Origin of the sequence: Tepidicaulis sp. (assembly GCF_965222285.1) — a bacterium.
In the GTDB taxonomy this organism is placed as follows: domain Bacteria; phylum Pseudomonadota; class Alphaproteobacteria; order Parvibaculales; family Parvibaculaceae; genus Tepidicaulis.
Genome location: NZ_OZ244942.1, coordinates 2,908,618 through 2,921,613, shown reverse-complemented (window position 1 = coordinate 2,921,613; position 12,996 = coordinate 2,908,618). Strand labels below are relative to the sequence as shown.

The following is a 12,996-nucleotide window of genomic DNA, read 5'->3' as shown; positions in this document are numbered from 1 at the left end:
TAGAGGCGCTTTGCGGCAGAAATACGTAGGCAAGCATGTAAGGGCTGGGGGCTTAACCTGTCAATGTCACCCCCTGCCGCAGAGGGGCGCTTTCGGGGGCTAAATCTCTAAAATTACAGCAGATTCATTTCTCAGAGGCCTGAAAGGCTGGTAACAGGGTGTATCAAACAGTTTATCGGCTTTGGCGGTTTTCCGCCGGGAAGGATCGGCATGCGGCTCTTACTAGCATCGGCACTGGCAGCGGGGATTACGGCAGGCATGGTCCAAGCCCCCCTCATCGCGCCGGCTTTCGCTCAGGAGCCCGCCCCGGCCGGGGAAAGCGCTGATCAGGCCGTTGCCAAGGTTAATGGCGAGGCGATCATGTTTTCCGATCTCGCCCTTGCCGAAGAGGAGCTGGGCGGGGTGCTCGACCAGCTGCCGCAGAATGTGCGCTTTCAATATCTTCTGAGCATGCTGATCGACCGGAAAATCCTCTCCCAGGAGGCCGAGGAAAAGGGCTTGGGGGACGATCCCTCGGTGAAGCGCCGCGTCGACTATTACAAGGAAAAGGCGCTGCGCGACGTTTACTGGACGCAGCTCATTTCCGGCAAAGCGACGGACGAGGCGCTGAAAGACTACTACCAGCAGGAAATCGCCGCCCGGGAACCTGAAGATGAAGTGCGCGCCCGGCATATTCTCGTGGCAAGCGAGGCGGAGGCGCGCGAGGTGATCGCCGAGATTGAAGGCGGGAAAGCCTTCGAAGAGGTGGCGGCGGAAAAATCCACAGGCCCCACCGGCGAGAATGGCGGCGATCTCGGCTATTTCGTTAAAACCGACATGGTCGAGCCTTTTGCGGAAGCTGCTTTCAAGCTGAAGCCGGGCGAGATCTCCGAGCCGGTGGAAACCCAGTTCGGCTGGCATGTCATTAAGCTGGAAGACCGCCGGCCGCAGCCCAAGCCCAGCTTTGAAGAGGTAAAGGACGAGCTGACGGCGCAGTTTCTTCAGGAAGAGGGGAAAGCCCTCATAGAAAAGTTGCGCAATGATGCGACAATCGAGATTGTCGGGGCGGATGGCGGTTCTTCGCGTCCGGTGATCGCGCCGCAATAAAGGCAGGCGCACAGAGGCAGATGCAGATAGCGGCAAAGACGGGATGAGCGATGACGAAAGCGGGCGGTAAGAAAAGAAAACCGGCAAGCGTGCGCGCCAAGAGCAAAGTGGCGAAGCCGAAGAAGAAACGGCAGCTCATCGCCAAGAAGAAAACGGCCGTAAAGCCGAAACGCGCCGCGCGTAAAAAAGTCGCTGCCAAGAAACCGGTGGCCAAAGCCGCCAGCCGCACGAAAGTCGCCGGTAAGCGCAAAACTGCCGCGAAAGTGTCCCCGCTTGCGCCGAAGAGCTATCCCAAAATGCCGGAAGTGGCCGGGGTGGAATTTGCCGCCGTGCAGGCCGGCATCAAATATAAGAACCGTGACGACATGCTTGTCGCGGTTTTCCCGGAAGGCACGAGTGTTGCCGGGGTCTTCACGAATTCCAAAATGCCGGGCGCGCCGGTCGATTGGTGCCGCGCCAATATCGAAAACGGCGTGGCCCGCGCGCTCGTCGTCAATGCGGGCAATTCCAACGTCTTTACCGGCAAGGCCGGGATGGCGACGGTACGCGCGACGGCGGCAAAGGCCGCTCAGGAAGTCGGCTGCCGGCAGAAGGATGTGTTTATCGCCTCGACGGGGGTCATCGGCCAGTTCCTGCCGCCCGAACCGATCGAGAACGGTATCGGCAAAGCCATGAAGGTGCTGCACCGGGACAATTGGGAAGCGGCTGCCGGGGCCATCATGACCACGGATACCTTTCCCAAATATACAACGCGCCAGGTGATGATCGGCGGGGTGCCCGTGCGCATCAACGGCATTGCAAAAGGCTCGGGCATGGTGGCGCCGGACCTTGCAACCATGCTGGTTTTCATCTTTACCGATGCCGCGATTCCCGCCCCCATCCTGCAGACTTTGCTGATGCTGGGCACGCGCGACAGTTTCAACGCTATCACCGTGGATAGCGATACCTCGACCTCCGACAGCGTGCTGCTTTTCGCAACGGGCGAGGCGATGCGCGAGGCGGAAAGGGAAACCGGCCAGGCATGGCCGCCGATCACGCGGGCGGGCGATCCGCGTCTGCGTGAATTCCGCACGGCCTTGCACGATCTCATGCAGGAGCTTGCTCATCAGGTGGTGCGCGACGGGGAGGGGGCGACGAAGTTCATCTCCGTCACGGTCAATGGCGCGGCAAGCCACCAGGCGGCGCGGCGCATTGCCCTTTCCATCGCCAATTCCCCGCTCGTCAAAACCGCAATCGCGGGCGAAGACGCGAATTGGGGCCGTGTCGTCATGGCTGTCGGCAAGGCGGGCGAGGCAGCGGATAGGGACAAGCTTGCCGTGCGTATGGGCGGTATCGACATCGCGAAGAACGGCGTTGCCGTACCGGGCTATGACGAAGCGCCGGTCGCCAAACATATGAAGGGGCGGGAGATCGACATTGAAGTGGATGTCGGCGTCGGCACCGCTTCTGCGACGGTGTGGACCTGCGATCTCACCCATGAATATATCGCCATCAATGCCGATTACCGCAGCTAGGCGCGGGGCGGGCGATGAGCGATAAGCCGATCATACTCGTGGCCGCCTGCGCGCTTGCCGATGGGGACGGGCGTGTCCTTTTGGCACAGCGCCCGGAAGGCAAATCCATGGCGGGGCTTTGGGAGTTTCCCGGCGGCAAGGTGGAAAGCGGCGAAACGCCTGAGGTTTCGCTTATCCGCGAGCTGAAGGAGGAGCTGGGGATCGACGTTAGCGCTTCCTGTCTCGCGCCACTGACCTTCGCCAGTCACTCTTATGAAAAATTTCACCTTCTGATGCCACTCTATATCTGCCGGAAGTGGGAGGGGATTGCCCAGCCTCTGGAAGGGCAGACCTTGAAATGGGTCGCGCCGAACCGGATGGAGAGCTATCCGATGCCGCCCGCCGACGAGCCGCTTGTGGCAACGTTGAGGGATTTGTTGTGATGATCGACCGGACGGTACGAGTAAGCGGTGACATCCACCAAATTTTGGATGGCCGGTCCTTTGCCTCCCGTTTTTTCGGCGATGAAAGCGGGGCGACGGCGCTGGAATATTCCCTGATCGTTGCCGGTATCGGCCTTGCCATGTTCGGCGCCACCTCGCTGGTGGGCGATGCGGTGGTTGCCATCTTCCAGGACATTGCCGCCAAGCTCGGCTCTTTCGAGTTCTAACTTTTTCTCATTCTTGCTTGGGCCCCGGCTTTTCGCCGGCAGGCCTTTCGCTGACGCCGAGCGCGTCGGCGAGGCGCGTTTTCGCGCTGCCGGGGCGCAGCGGCTTTTGCTGGCTTTCATGGGGCGCCCAGCCCGTGACGTAATGAATTTCGAAAGTGGCGCGGATGCGCCCGTCCGGGTCTGAAAACTTTTCCTGATAGATTTCCATCATGCGCATGAGCGTGGCGCGGCGCAGCGGCGTCTTGCGCCGCTCGCTCAGCATGTTCGTTTCGCCCATGCCGCGCAGCTCGTTCAAAAGGTGCATCGGCGTCGCATAGCGCACGGTGAGTTTATCGGCGTCCGTGACGGGCAGCGCAAAACCTGCGCGCTGCATCAGCCCGCCGAGATCGCGGATTTCCGTGAAAGGGGCGATGCGCGGGGAGAGCCCGCCCTCGCATTCGATTTCGGCAAGGCTCATCGCCTCGCGCAGTTCCGACAAGGTTTCCCCGCCGAAAAGCGCGCCGATGAAAAGCCCGTCCGGTTTTAGAATACGGCGGATCTGAATGAGCGTGCCCGGCAGATCGTTGACGAGATGCAGCGAGAGAAGCGAGGTGACGAGATCGGCGCTTTCCTCGGCAAAGGGCAAGGCCTCTTCATCCGCGGCCAGGCGCAAGGGCTGTGTCTTTTGCCGTACCTTTTGCGCAGGCCCGGCAAGCATGGCGGAAGAAAGGTCGGTTTCGACAATAACGCCGATCTTATCCTCAGGCAGCGGCGCATGGGAAAGTGCGCCTTGATGGGCGCCGAGATCGAGCGCCAGTGGAAAGTTGCGGTTCACGGCCATGAGCCGTTCGGCCATGTCCTCGCTGGCATGGCGGATAAGAAAATCATGCGCGCTAAAACCCGGGGCCGCGCGGTCCCGGCGGCGGCGCAATAGCGTGCGGTCGAAAAGTTGCATGAGCCCTCATCTCGCTCGGCGCGGTAGGCGCGCACTATGACACGGCATCGTCTGTTGGCAAGATGAAGGGGCGCAGGATATTGCCGGGCGTTTCAGGTGAGGCGGGAGGGGCAGATGCAGGCAGAGGCGGGGGAGGCGGCAAAGAGCGACGGGCAGGTTCTGCGCGCGCTCATGCGCCGGGCCGGGGATTTTCTTCTGCCGCCGCGCTGCCTTTCCTGCGGGGCGGGGCTCGACCGGCATTATGCGTTTTGCGCGCCCTGCTGGAGCGCCTTCGATTTCATCGGCGAGCCTTTTTGCCGGATTACCGGCGCGCCTTTTGCCTATGATCCGGGGGAGGGCGCGGTTTCGGCGGCGGCGCTTGCCCGGCCTCCCGCTTTTGCGCAGGCGCGCGCAGCGCTGCTTTACAATGATGCCGCCGCCCGGCTCATCAGCCGGCTGAAATATGGCGATAGGCTGGAGCTTGCCCCGACCTTTGCCCGGCTGATGGCGCAGGCGGGCGGCGAGCTGCTTGCCGAGACCGATCTGATTTGCCCGGTGCCGCTTCATGCCCGCCGGCTTTTATGGCGGCGCTTCAATCAGGCGGCCGAGCTTTCCCGGGCTCTTGGCCGGCTTTCCGGCAAGCCCGCCGATCCTGAAATCCTCCTGCGCCACCGCCCGACAAAGGCGCAGGTGGGCCTCAGCGCAGGGGCACGGCGGCGCAATGTCGCCGGGGCTTTTTCGCTGAAAGCTGGTAAGGGCGCCAAGATCGTAGGCAAGCATGTGCTGCTTGTCGATGATGTGCTGACCACCGGGGCGACGGTGGAGGCCTGCATCCGGGTGCTCCTTAAGGAAGGCGCGGCAATGGTCAGCGTGCTCACGATAGCGCGAGTTGCGGGAGAGGAAGCGCCCCCTATATGATAAACCTCACCATTGTTGAAGAGTTGAGGATTATTTTGGCCAACGTCACCATCTACACCACCATGATGTGCCCCTATTGCTACCGGGCCAAAGCGCTGCTCGACAAGAAAGGCGTTACGTTCCGTGAGATCGATGTGGGCATGGATGCCGATCTGCGCCGCCAGATGATGCAAAAGGCGGGCGGCGCGCATACGGTGCCGCAGATTTTCGTCGGTGACACGCATGTCGGCGGCTGCGACGAGCTTTATGCGCTGGAAGCCTCCGGCAAGCTCGACCCGCTGCTCGCGGCCTGATTTCCAGAAGGAGCGGTAAGGGGATGACCGCGGCGCCTTTTAAAGCGGCCTGCGTGCAATTGCGCACGGGGCGCAATGTCCAGGAGAATATCGAGGCGGCGAGCGCGCTCATCCGCGCGGCCCATGGCGCGGGTGCGCAGTTCATTGCGACGCCTGAAACCACCTCGCTCATGGAATTGAAGGCGGATGTGCTTTTCGCCGCTTGTGTGGAAGAAGCCAAAGACCCTGCGCTTTTAGCTTTCCGGCAACTTGCGGAGGAGCTTTCCGTCTGGCTGCTGATAGGTTCGCTCGCCCTGCGTGTTGCGCCCGATAAAGTCGTCAACCGCTCGCTTCTGATCGGGCCGGATGGCAGTCTCAAAGCCCGCTACGACAAAATCCATATGTTCGATGTCGATCTGCCGGGCGGGGAAAGCTACCGGGAATCGAAGAATTACCGCCCGGGCGCGGAGGCGGTGGCAGCGGACCTGCCCTGGGGCCGGCTCGGGCTCAGCGTCTGCTACGATCTGCGCTTTCCTTATCTTTACCGCCAGCTTGCAAAAGCCGGGGCCTCTTTCCTCACCGTACCCTCCGCCTTTACGCAGAAGACGGGCGAGGCGCATTGGCATGTGCTCCTTCGCGCCCGCGCCATCGAGACGGGTTGCTTCGTGCTGGCGCCGGCGCAAGGAGGCACCCATGAAAACGGGCGCCAGACCTATGGCCACAGCCTCATCATCTCGCCCTGGGGCGAGATACTGGCCGAAGCGGCGCAGGACCCTACATTCATTTTGGCAGAGATCGATCCGGCCAAGGTTGACGAGGCGCGGGCGCGCATTCCCGCGCTTGACCACGATAGGGCAGTTTTGGCACCTTCCGGCGCTTTTAAGGCTTCAGGAGAGGCATAGGCATGATCCGCTACCGGCTGATCTGCGACAAGGAACATGAATTCGACGGCTGGTTCCGCTCTTCATCGGATTTCGATGAACAAGCGGCGGCGGGTGATGTGATTTGCCCGCAATGCGCAAGTGCCAAAGTGCGCAAAGGCCTGATGGCGCCGTCCATTCCGCGTAAGGGGAACACGAAGCCTGAGACGCCCGGCAAGACGCGCGCGGGCGCCGAGATCGCCGAAAAAGTCACGCTCATAATGAGCGAGCTGCGCCGCCATGTGGAAACGAATTACGATTATGTCGGTGACAAGTTCGCCGAAGAAGCCCGCCGCATGCACTATGAGGAAACGCCGCGCCGCGACATTTACGGTGAGACCACGCTCGATGAAGCGCGCGAGCTGATCGAGGAAGGCGTGGAGGTGGCGCCGCTGCCGGGGCTCGAAAAGCGCAAGACGAACTAGCGTTCCGCGCGCCTCATGCGCCCTGCTGGAAGACCGGCCAGCTTTCCACGATGCGCTCTTCTTCCGGATCGTAAACCGCGATATCCCCAAATTGCAGGAAAACGAATTCGCTCTGTGTCGGGCGGAAGGTGACATGATCGCCCGGCTTCAAGGAAATGCGGTCCGAATGGTTCAGCATTTCCTGGTTGGTGGAGCGTCCGAACAAGGCATTGAGCTGCAACCCTTCCGGCGCGACGGGTTTGGCGAGCCATTTACCGCCATAGATGAAGGCGGTTTGGGCGCTGTTGCGGTCCCAGGCCGAGGTGAGGCCGGAAAGAAATTCGAGGCCCGGAATTTCCGTGCGCTCGGAAGTTTTGAGAACCGGGGTTGAGATGAAGGCCGCCGGTTCATGGCCTTCCAGCGTCGGAATGTCGAAATCGGTCGCTTTGACGAGGGCCGAGCCCACCGCCACTTCATTGGCGATTTGGCTTTCCGTGTGAAAGCGGTAAGTCGGGCTGCCTGCTGTGTTCAGCGTCAGCGCGTCTCTGTTCCACGCCTCGCCGTAATGCGCGCGGGCGGTCTCCACGAACCCCTGGTAGACGGCTTTCGAGCTTTCGATGGCGCTCTCCTGCCAGCCGAGAAGGCCGGGGATGCTGGCCAGATGCGGGTCGTAACCCATGAAGCCGGAGAAGCTGAGCCCGGGCGCGGCATCGATCGCCTCCAGCATGGTTTTGAGCGTGGCTTTGTCCCGCACGCCGCCTCTATGAAGGCCGACATCGATCTCGATATTGAGGCGCATGGCAAGGCCGCGCGCCTTGGCAAGGTCTGCGTATTGCGCCAGGCGCTGGGGCGTGTCGATCAGCCATTCTACCTGCCGGGCCGGGTCGAAGGGGCCGGGGGCGGCATGATCGTAAAAGCGCGCGGCCGCTTCCACCGGCATCGGCTTGCCGAGGAGCACACCTGCCTGCGGCACATTGGCGGCGACATAATTGAGGAAGGGCTGATGGAAGACCATGAGCCGGTCCGTGCCCGCCCGTTCCATGATGCGTTTGACGAGGCCGAGTGCGGGCAGCGATTTCGCAACGATCCTGTAGCCCATGCCGGGTCCGAGATCGGCGCGGAGCCGGTCGATGTTCCGGTCGAGGGCGGCGCGGTCGATGACAAGGGTGGGACGTTCCAGCTTTTCGCGTTTGAGCGCGCCCGTCATGGCATTGAAATAGGGGCCCGCCTCGGCGCCGTTCTTCGAAGGACGCAGGCCGAAGAAACCGGTGGTCAGCCCCAGCGCCGCGCCGCCGCCGATGAGAAGGCGGCGGTCGATGGAGGCAAGCTGTTTCTTGAAATCGGCCATGGCTCAGGCTTCTCCGAAAACGTGGCGTAAATGATCGTTGAGGAAGATGCCTTCCGGGTCGAGCGCGTGGCGCACTTTCAGGAAATCGTTCCAGCGCGGATAAAGCGCGGCAAAGTCGTCCGCTCCCAGCGTGTGAAGCTTGCCCCAATGAGGCCGGCCTTCATGAGCGCGGAAAATCGGTTCCATCGCCTGGAAGTAAGGTTCGTATTCTTCTTCATGATAGCGGTGAACGGCGATGGAGCAGCTGTCACGGCCCGTAAAGGGCGAAAGCCAAAGATCATCGCCCTTCACGAAGCGGAACTCGATGGGGAAGAAGACTTCGATATTGTTTTCCTCGATCGTGCGGCGCACTTCTTTCAATGCATCGAGCGCCTTTTCGCGGGGCAGATGATATTCCATCTCGTTAAAGCGCACGCCGCGTTCGCTCGGATAGATGCGCCAGGATGTGTCCACATAGACTTCTTCCGGCAGCTCTTCGAGTTCGGAGCGGATGAGATATTCACGTAGCGAGGGCGCCCAGCCCAGCCATTCCTGCAGGGCTTTCAAGGTCATCACGGCATCGTCGTCATCGGTACTGACGCGCGGGCGGATGTCTTCATCCGTTTCGTCATGGGTGATGGCAAGGCACATGCCTGAATAGGGAATGTAATAGAACTCGAAATTGCGGTGCTGCGCGGCCAGGCTTTCGGCCTCTTCCATCATCTGATCGAAGGGCAGGGACCAGATGCGCCGCGTCAATTTGTAAGGCGTGCGGTTTTGCAGCGTGATTTTGGTGAGAACGCCGAGCGCGCCGAGCGAGACGCGGGCCGCCTCGAACACTTCCGAATTCTGCGACGGTGAGCAGGTCAGCACCTCGCCGCCCGGCGTAACGAGCTCAAGCTGCGTGATATAGCTCGACAGCGATCCGAACTCCGCGCCCGTGCCGTGGGTGGAGGTGGCAACGGACCCGGCCAACGTTTGCTTATTGATATCGGGCATGTTGATCAGCGCCTGGCCTTTTTCCTCCAGCGCCTTGCCGATATTGCCGAGCCTTGTGCCCGCGCCGAATGTGGCGGTCATGTTTTCCGCATCCGCATCGAGGACGCCGGAAAGCCTATCGAGGGAAAGCACTGTGCCGTCCGTCGGCACCAGCGCGGTGAAGGAATGGCCGGCGCCGACCGGGCGGATGGGACGCGGGGCTTCTTTCAAGATCGCGGCGAGCTCGCCGGTTGTGCCCGGCGCAAGGCGGGCTTCGGGCAGGCAGCTTTGCCCGCCCGACCAGTTCTGCCATTTGATGCGCTCTGCGGACTGCGCCAGCGCTTTCAGCGGCCGGCCGGCGGAGAGGGCGGCAGTGCTCACGGCAGCACTGGCCCCGAGGGTCAAGATTTTGCGGCGGGTAAGGTCCATGGTCCGGCTCCTGGCTAGTGTCGTGCTTTGTTGAAGAAGGGGCGTCAGGACCCCGCGTCCGGCTGGGGCTGATTGGCAAGAAAAGCGATGAGCTTTTTGAAATCTTCCACCGAGCAATCGGGACAAAGGCCGAGCGGCGGCATGGCACCGAAGCCGTTTAGCGTGCTTTGCAGAAGGCCTTCTTTGCCGCGCCATTCAAGCCGCTTAGCCCAGGCTTTCACATCGCCCGAGAGCGGCGCGCCGTTCATCGGGTCGCCGTGGCAGGTCATGCAGGAGCGGGCATATTTTTCGGCAAGAACGGGATCCTCCGGCAGCCGTGTGCGGGCATCCTCGGCAATTTCCTCCGCCGTCCGGCTGTCCTGCGGGCCATCGGGCGAGCAGGCGGCAAGGCCCAAGAAAAGCGCCGTGCCGATGGCGGCAGCCAGGAATGGATATTTGCGGGCAAGGCTGCCTGAGGCTTTGCCTGCCGGGCTTTTTACAGAACTGGGCACGATCATTCCCCCTTGATGTGCTGTTCCGAAAAGAATGGCGGAAACGCCGACGCCGATCAATGGAAAATTAGTTATCGCTATTTTTGCGGAAATTTTCCAGCCAGGGTGCCCAATAGGCCCGCAGCTGCCGGGCGGCTTCCTTGACGATGTCCTCGCGGGAGATGCGGTCTTCCTCCAGCGCCATTTCCACGGCGGCATAGCCCATCTCGACAGAAAAACGGGCCTGTTTCCAGGCTTTCTCGCGCGATTCCATCGGCGTGATCGTCGCCAGATATTCTACGATCAAATCCGTGACCTGCCGGTGAGAGGCAAGGCGCACGTCCTGCAGCGTGGGAACGGCGCGCAGGGCGCGCATGACGGCAAGGCCCCCCGGCTGTTCCACCGTAACGGTGATGGTGCGCAGCATGAAGTCTTCCGCACTTTCGAACAGGCCGACCGGGTCCGGCTCGCCCTGCTCGGAAAGCCACGTCATGGCCACCTCGTTCTGGCGCTCCATCAGCCGGTCGCCCAAAGCGCGCAGCACGGCATATTTGTTCGGGAAATACCGGTAAAGGGCGGGCACCGTGACGCCGGCGCGTTCGGCGATCATGTTGGTTGAAATGCGCTCGACGCCTTCTTCTTCGAGAAGCCGGGCGGCAACATCCAGCAGGCGCTCATAGGTGGCCTTCGCGCGCTTTTGGCGCGGCTGGATTTTCGGTTCGAGGTTTACGCTGTTTTCCATACCGGTCATCCTCCCCAATCGCCGGAGATTTCCGGTCCGCCCGTTTCGGCTACGACCGTGCGGGCACAGCGACAAGCATATAGTTTACATCCCGGTCGCCGCTAAGAGACCATCTGTCCTGCAAGGGATTATACGACACCCCGGCCCAGTGGTTCACCTTTAGATTCTGGCGCTGCAAATGCCTCTCAAACTCCTGCGGGGTGATGAATTTGCGCCAATCGTGAGTGCCTCTCGGCAGCCAGCCGAGCACATATTCCGCGCCGATAACGGCAAGGCCAAGGGCTTTCAACGTGCGGTTGAGTGTGGCGCAGATCATCATGCCCTCCGGCTTGAGCATGGCGGCGCAAGCGGCAAGAAACGCATCGACATCGGCTACATGTTCGATGACTTCCATGTTCAAAATAACATCGAATTTTTCGCCCGCTTCCGCCAGCGCCTCGGCGGTGGTGGCGCGGTAATCGATGGCAAGGCCCTGCTCGGCGGCGTGGACGCTGGCGGTTTTGATGTTCGCCTCGCCCGCATCCGCGCCGACGACATCGGCCCCGAGCCGTGTCATGGGCTCGCTCAAAAGCCCGCCGCCGCAGCCGATATCGAGCAGGCGCAGGCCCTTGAGAGGCTGACGGGCGCTTTCATCGAGCCCGAAACGGGCGCAGACCTGCTCGCGGATAAAGCCGAGGCGGACGGGATTGAATTTATGGAGCGGGCGGAATTTCCCCCGCGGATCCCACCATTCGGCGGCCATGGCGCTGAAACGGGCGATTTCTCCCTCATCCACCGTCACCCCTTGCGGGCCCTTGGGGGATTTATCCTGAGAAAGAGCAGGGTTTTCGGGTGTCGGGGTCATCTTTGGGGCTTTCTGGTCGGGCATTGGGGCTTTTGGCCGGGTCCGCGGCGCCTTTTCAGGGGCGGTTGCGACTTGCCGGGCAAGCCAGTATGTATGAGCCCGCCGGTGCGGGGCCGTAAAGTTTCGGATGTTTCATCAACTTCATCCAGTCCTTGTATAGGAGCCAAGAACGGCTGCGGTCCAGACGCCCCGTGTCAAAGAGGAGAAATGATGGCCCGTTTGGTCATGAAATTCGGCGGCACATCGGTAGCCGATGTGGAGCGTATCAAGAATGTGGCTGCCCACGTAAAACGTGAGGTGGATGCCGGCAACCAGGTTGCGGTGGTGGTTTCCGCCATGTCGGGCAAGACCAACGAACTGGTCGGTTGGGTGAACGAAGCGGCGCGTCTGCATGACGCGCGCGAATATGACACTGTTGTCGCCTCGGGCGAGCAGGTGACGGTGGGGCTTTTGTCTATCGCGCTGCAGGAAATGGGCGTGGCCGCCCGCTCTTGGCTCGGCTGGCAAGTGCCGATCCGCACGAACGGCGCGCACTCGACCGCCCGGATTACCGAGATCGACGGCACGAACCTGATCGAGCGTCTGGAGCAGGGACAGGTTGCCGTGATTGCCGGGTTCCAGGGCATCGGCCCGGACAACCGAATCACGACGCTGGGCCGGGGCGGCTCGGATACGAGTGCAGTCGCCATTGCAGCTGCCATCAAGGCGGAGCGCTGCGATATCTATACGGATGTGGACGGGGTTTATACGACCGACCCGCGCATCGTTGCGAAGGCCCGGCGCCTTGATAAGATCAGTTACGAAGAAATGCTGGAAATGGCGTCGCTCGGCGCCAAGGTTCTTCAAACGCGGTCGGTGGAACTTGCCATGGTGCACGGTGTGCGCCTGCAGGTGCGTTCCAGTTTCGATGCGCCCGACGCGCCGCAAGGCGGCGGCGAGGGGGCGAATTACAACGGCCCAGGTACCCTAGTTTGCGGTGAGGATGAGATTGTGGAACAGGAAGTCGTCAGCGGTATTGCCTATACGAAAGACGAAGCGAAAATCACGGTCCAGAAAGTCCAGGATCAGCCCGGCGTCGCCGCGAAAATTTTCGGGCCGCTCGCCGATGCCTCGATCAATGTGGACATGATCGTTCAGGACGTATCCGAAGAAGACAAGCGCACGGATGTGACCTTTACGGTGCCGGCGAGCGATCTGGCCCGCGCCGAAGACGTATTGCGCAAAGCGCAGGCCGATATCGGTTTCGAGGAGCTGAAAAGCGATACGGATGTGGTGAAACTGTCGATCATCGGTGTGGGCATGCGCTCGCATGCCGGTGTTGCGCAAAAGATGTTTCAGACGCTTGCCGATAAGGGCATCAACATCCATGTGATCTCCACGTCGGAAATCAAGGTTTCCGTTCTGATCGACGCTGAATATACCGAACTTGCGCTGCGTGCCCTGCATTCGGCCTATGAGCTCGATGCCGCGTGAGCGGTACCGGGCCCATAACGGCTTTGTGCGGAAACCGGGTGTCAACGTTCTCATTTG

15 protein-coding genes are annotated in these 12,996 nt (G+C 61.4%); 9 read left to right on the top strand and 6 right to left on the bottom strand.

Going from position 1 to position 12,996, the window contains the following annotated elements; all coding sequences use genetic code 11:
* The first annotated feature begins 258 nt into the window (after window positions 1-258).
* The 4 genes from ACOQOT_RS13970 to ACOQOT_RS13955 all read left to right on the top strand — a co-directional run bounded on the left by ACOQOT_RS13970 (window position 259) and on the right by ACOQOT_RS13955 (window position 3,249).
* The gene (locus tag ACOQOT_RS13970; protein WP_420559800.1) at window positions 259-1,086 is read left to right on the top strand and encodes a peptidylprolyl isomerase; all 828 of its coding nucleotides are present in this window, start codon (window positions 259-261) and stop codon (window positions 1,084-1,086) included.
* Between the two features lie 296 nt (window positions 1,087-1,382).
* On the top strand, window positions 1,383-2,600 hold the full coding sequence (argJ, locus tag ACOQOT_RS13965) for a bifunctional glutamate N-acetyltransferase/amino-acid acetyltransferase ArgJ (protein ID WP_420561955.1): 1,218 nt from the start codon (window positions 1,383-1,385) through the stop codon (window positions 2,598-2,600).
* 14 nt (window positions 2,601-2,614) lie between these two features.
* The gene (gene mutT, locus ACOQOT_RS13960; protein WP_121882127.1) at window positions 2,615-3,022 is read left to right on the top strand and encodes an 8-oxo-dGTP diphosphatase MutT; all 408 of its coding nucleotides are present in this window, start codon (window positions 2,615-2,617) and stop codon (window positions 3,020-3,022) included.
* A gap of 44 nt (window positions 3,023-3,066) precedes the next feature.
* Window positions 3,067-3,249 carry a Flp family type IVb pilin gene (locus tag ACOQOT_RS13955; protein ID WP_420559799.1) on the top strand — a complete coding sequence of 61 codons (183 nt, stop codon included), beginning with the start codon at window positions 3,067-3,069 and terminating at the stop codon, window positions 3,247-3,249.
* A 7-nt stretch (window positions 3,250-3,256) separates the two neighbouring features.
* Here the strand turns inward: ACOQOT_RS13955 and ACOQOT_RS13950 are convergent, their stop codons facing one another.
* Window positions 3,257-4,183 (bottom strand): methyltransferase domain-containing protein, encoded by a 927-nt coding sequence (locus ACOQOT_RS13950; protein ID WP_420559798.1) that lies wholly within the window; start codon window positions 4,181-4,183, stop codon window positions 3,257-3,259.
* Window positions 4,184-4,297: 114 nt separating this feature from the next.
* Between ACOQOT_RS13950 and ACOQOT_RS13945 the strand changes: the two genes are divergently transcribed.
* From ACOQOT_RS13945 to ACOQOT_RS13930, 4 genes are read left to right on the top strand one after another with little or no spacing between them, the layout of a single operon-like run.
* Window positions 4,298-5,080: a ComF family protein gene (locus ACOQOT_RS13945; RefSeq protein WP_420559797.1), complete on the top strand. Its 783-nt coding sequence runs from the start codon at window positions 4,298-4,300 to the stop codon at window positions 5,078-5,080.
* A 35-nt stretch (window positions 5,081-5,115) separates the two neighbouring features.
* Window positions 5,116-5,373, top strand: a complete 258-nt coding sequence (grxC, locus tag ACOQOT_RS13940) for a glutaredoxin 3 (protein WP_121882269.1) — start codon at window positions 5,116-5,118, stop codon at window positions 5,371-5,373.
* Between the two features lie 23 nt (window positions 5,374-5,396).
* Complete coding sequence (locus ACOQOT_RS13935) at window positions 5,397-6,254, top strand: carbon-nitrogen hydrolase family protein (protein ID WP_420559796.1); 858 nt, start codon at window positions 5,397-5,399, stop codon at window positions 6,252-6,254.
* A 2-nt stretch (window positions 6,255-6,256) separates the two neighbouring features.
* Window positions 6,257-6,697, top strand: coding sequence for a DUF1178 family protein (locus ACOQOT_RS13930; RefSeq protein WP_420559795.1), 441 nt, complete (start codon window positions 6,257-6,259; stop codon window positions 6,695-6,697).
* 13 nt (window positions 6,698-6,710) lie between these two features.
* Here ACOQOT_RS13930 and ACOQOT_RS13925 read toward each other — a convergent pair whose 3' ends face one another.
* From ACOQOT_RS13925 to ubiG, 5 genes are all read right to left on the bottom strand, one after another.
* Window positions 6,711-8,024 (bottom strand): DSD1 family PLP-dependent enzyme, encoded by a 1,314-nt coding sequence (locus tag ACOQOT_RS13925; protein WP_420559794.1) that lies wholly within the window; start codon window positions 8,022-8,024, stop codon window positions 6,711-6,713.
* Window positions 8,025-8,027: 3 nt separating this feature from the next.
* Entirely contained in the window at window positions 8,028-9,410 is a 1,383-nt protein-coding gene (locus tag ACOQOT_RS13920) for a D-arabinono-1,4-lactone oxidase (protein ID WP_420559793.1), read from the bottom strand.
* Between the two features lie 44 nt (window positions 9,411-9,454).
* Complete coding sequence (locus ACOQOT_RS13915; RefSeq protein WP_420559792.1) at window positions 9,455-9,901, bottom strand: c-type cytochrome; 447 nt, start codon at window positions 9,899-9,901, stop codon at window positions 9,455-9,457.
* 67 nt (window positions 9,902-9,968) lie between these two features.
* Window positions 9,969-10,622, bottom strand: coding sequence for a TetR family transcriptional regulator (locus ACOQOT_RS13910; RefSeq protein ID WP_420559791.1), 654 nt, complete (start codon window positions 10,620-10,622; stop codon window positions 9,969-9,971).
* A gap of 49 nt (window positions 10,623-10,671) precedes the next feature.
* Complete coding sequence (gene ubiG / locus ACOQOT_RS13905; protein WP_420559790.1) at window positions 10,672-11,466, bottom strand: bifunctional 2-polyprenyl-6-hydroxyphenol methylase/3-demethylubiquinol 3-O-methyltransferase UbiG; 795 nt, start codon at window positions 11,464-11,466, stop codon at window positions 10,672-10,674.
* A gap of 210 nt (window positions 11,467-11,676) precedes the next feature.
* Between ubiG and ACOQOT_RS13900 the strand changes: the two genes are divergently transcribed.
* Complete coding sequence (locus ACOQOT_RS13900) at window positions 11,677-12,939, top strand: aspartate kinase (RefSeq protein WP_045446595.1); 1,263 nt, start codon at window positions 11,677-11,679, stop codon at window positions 12,937-12,939.
* Window positions 12,940-12,996: the final 57 nt, after the last annotated feature.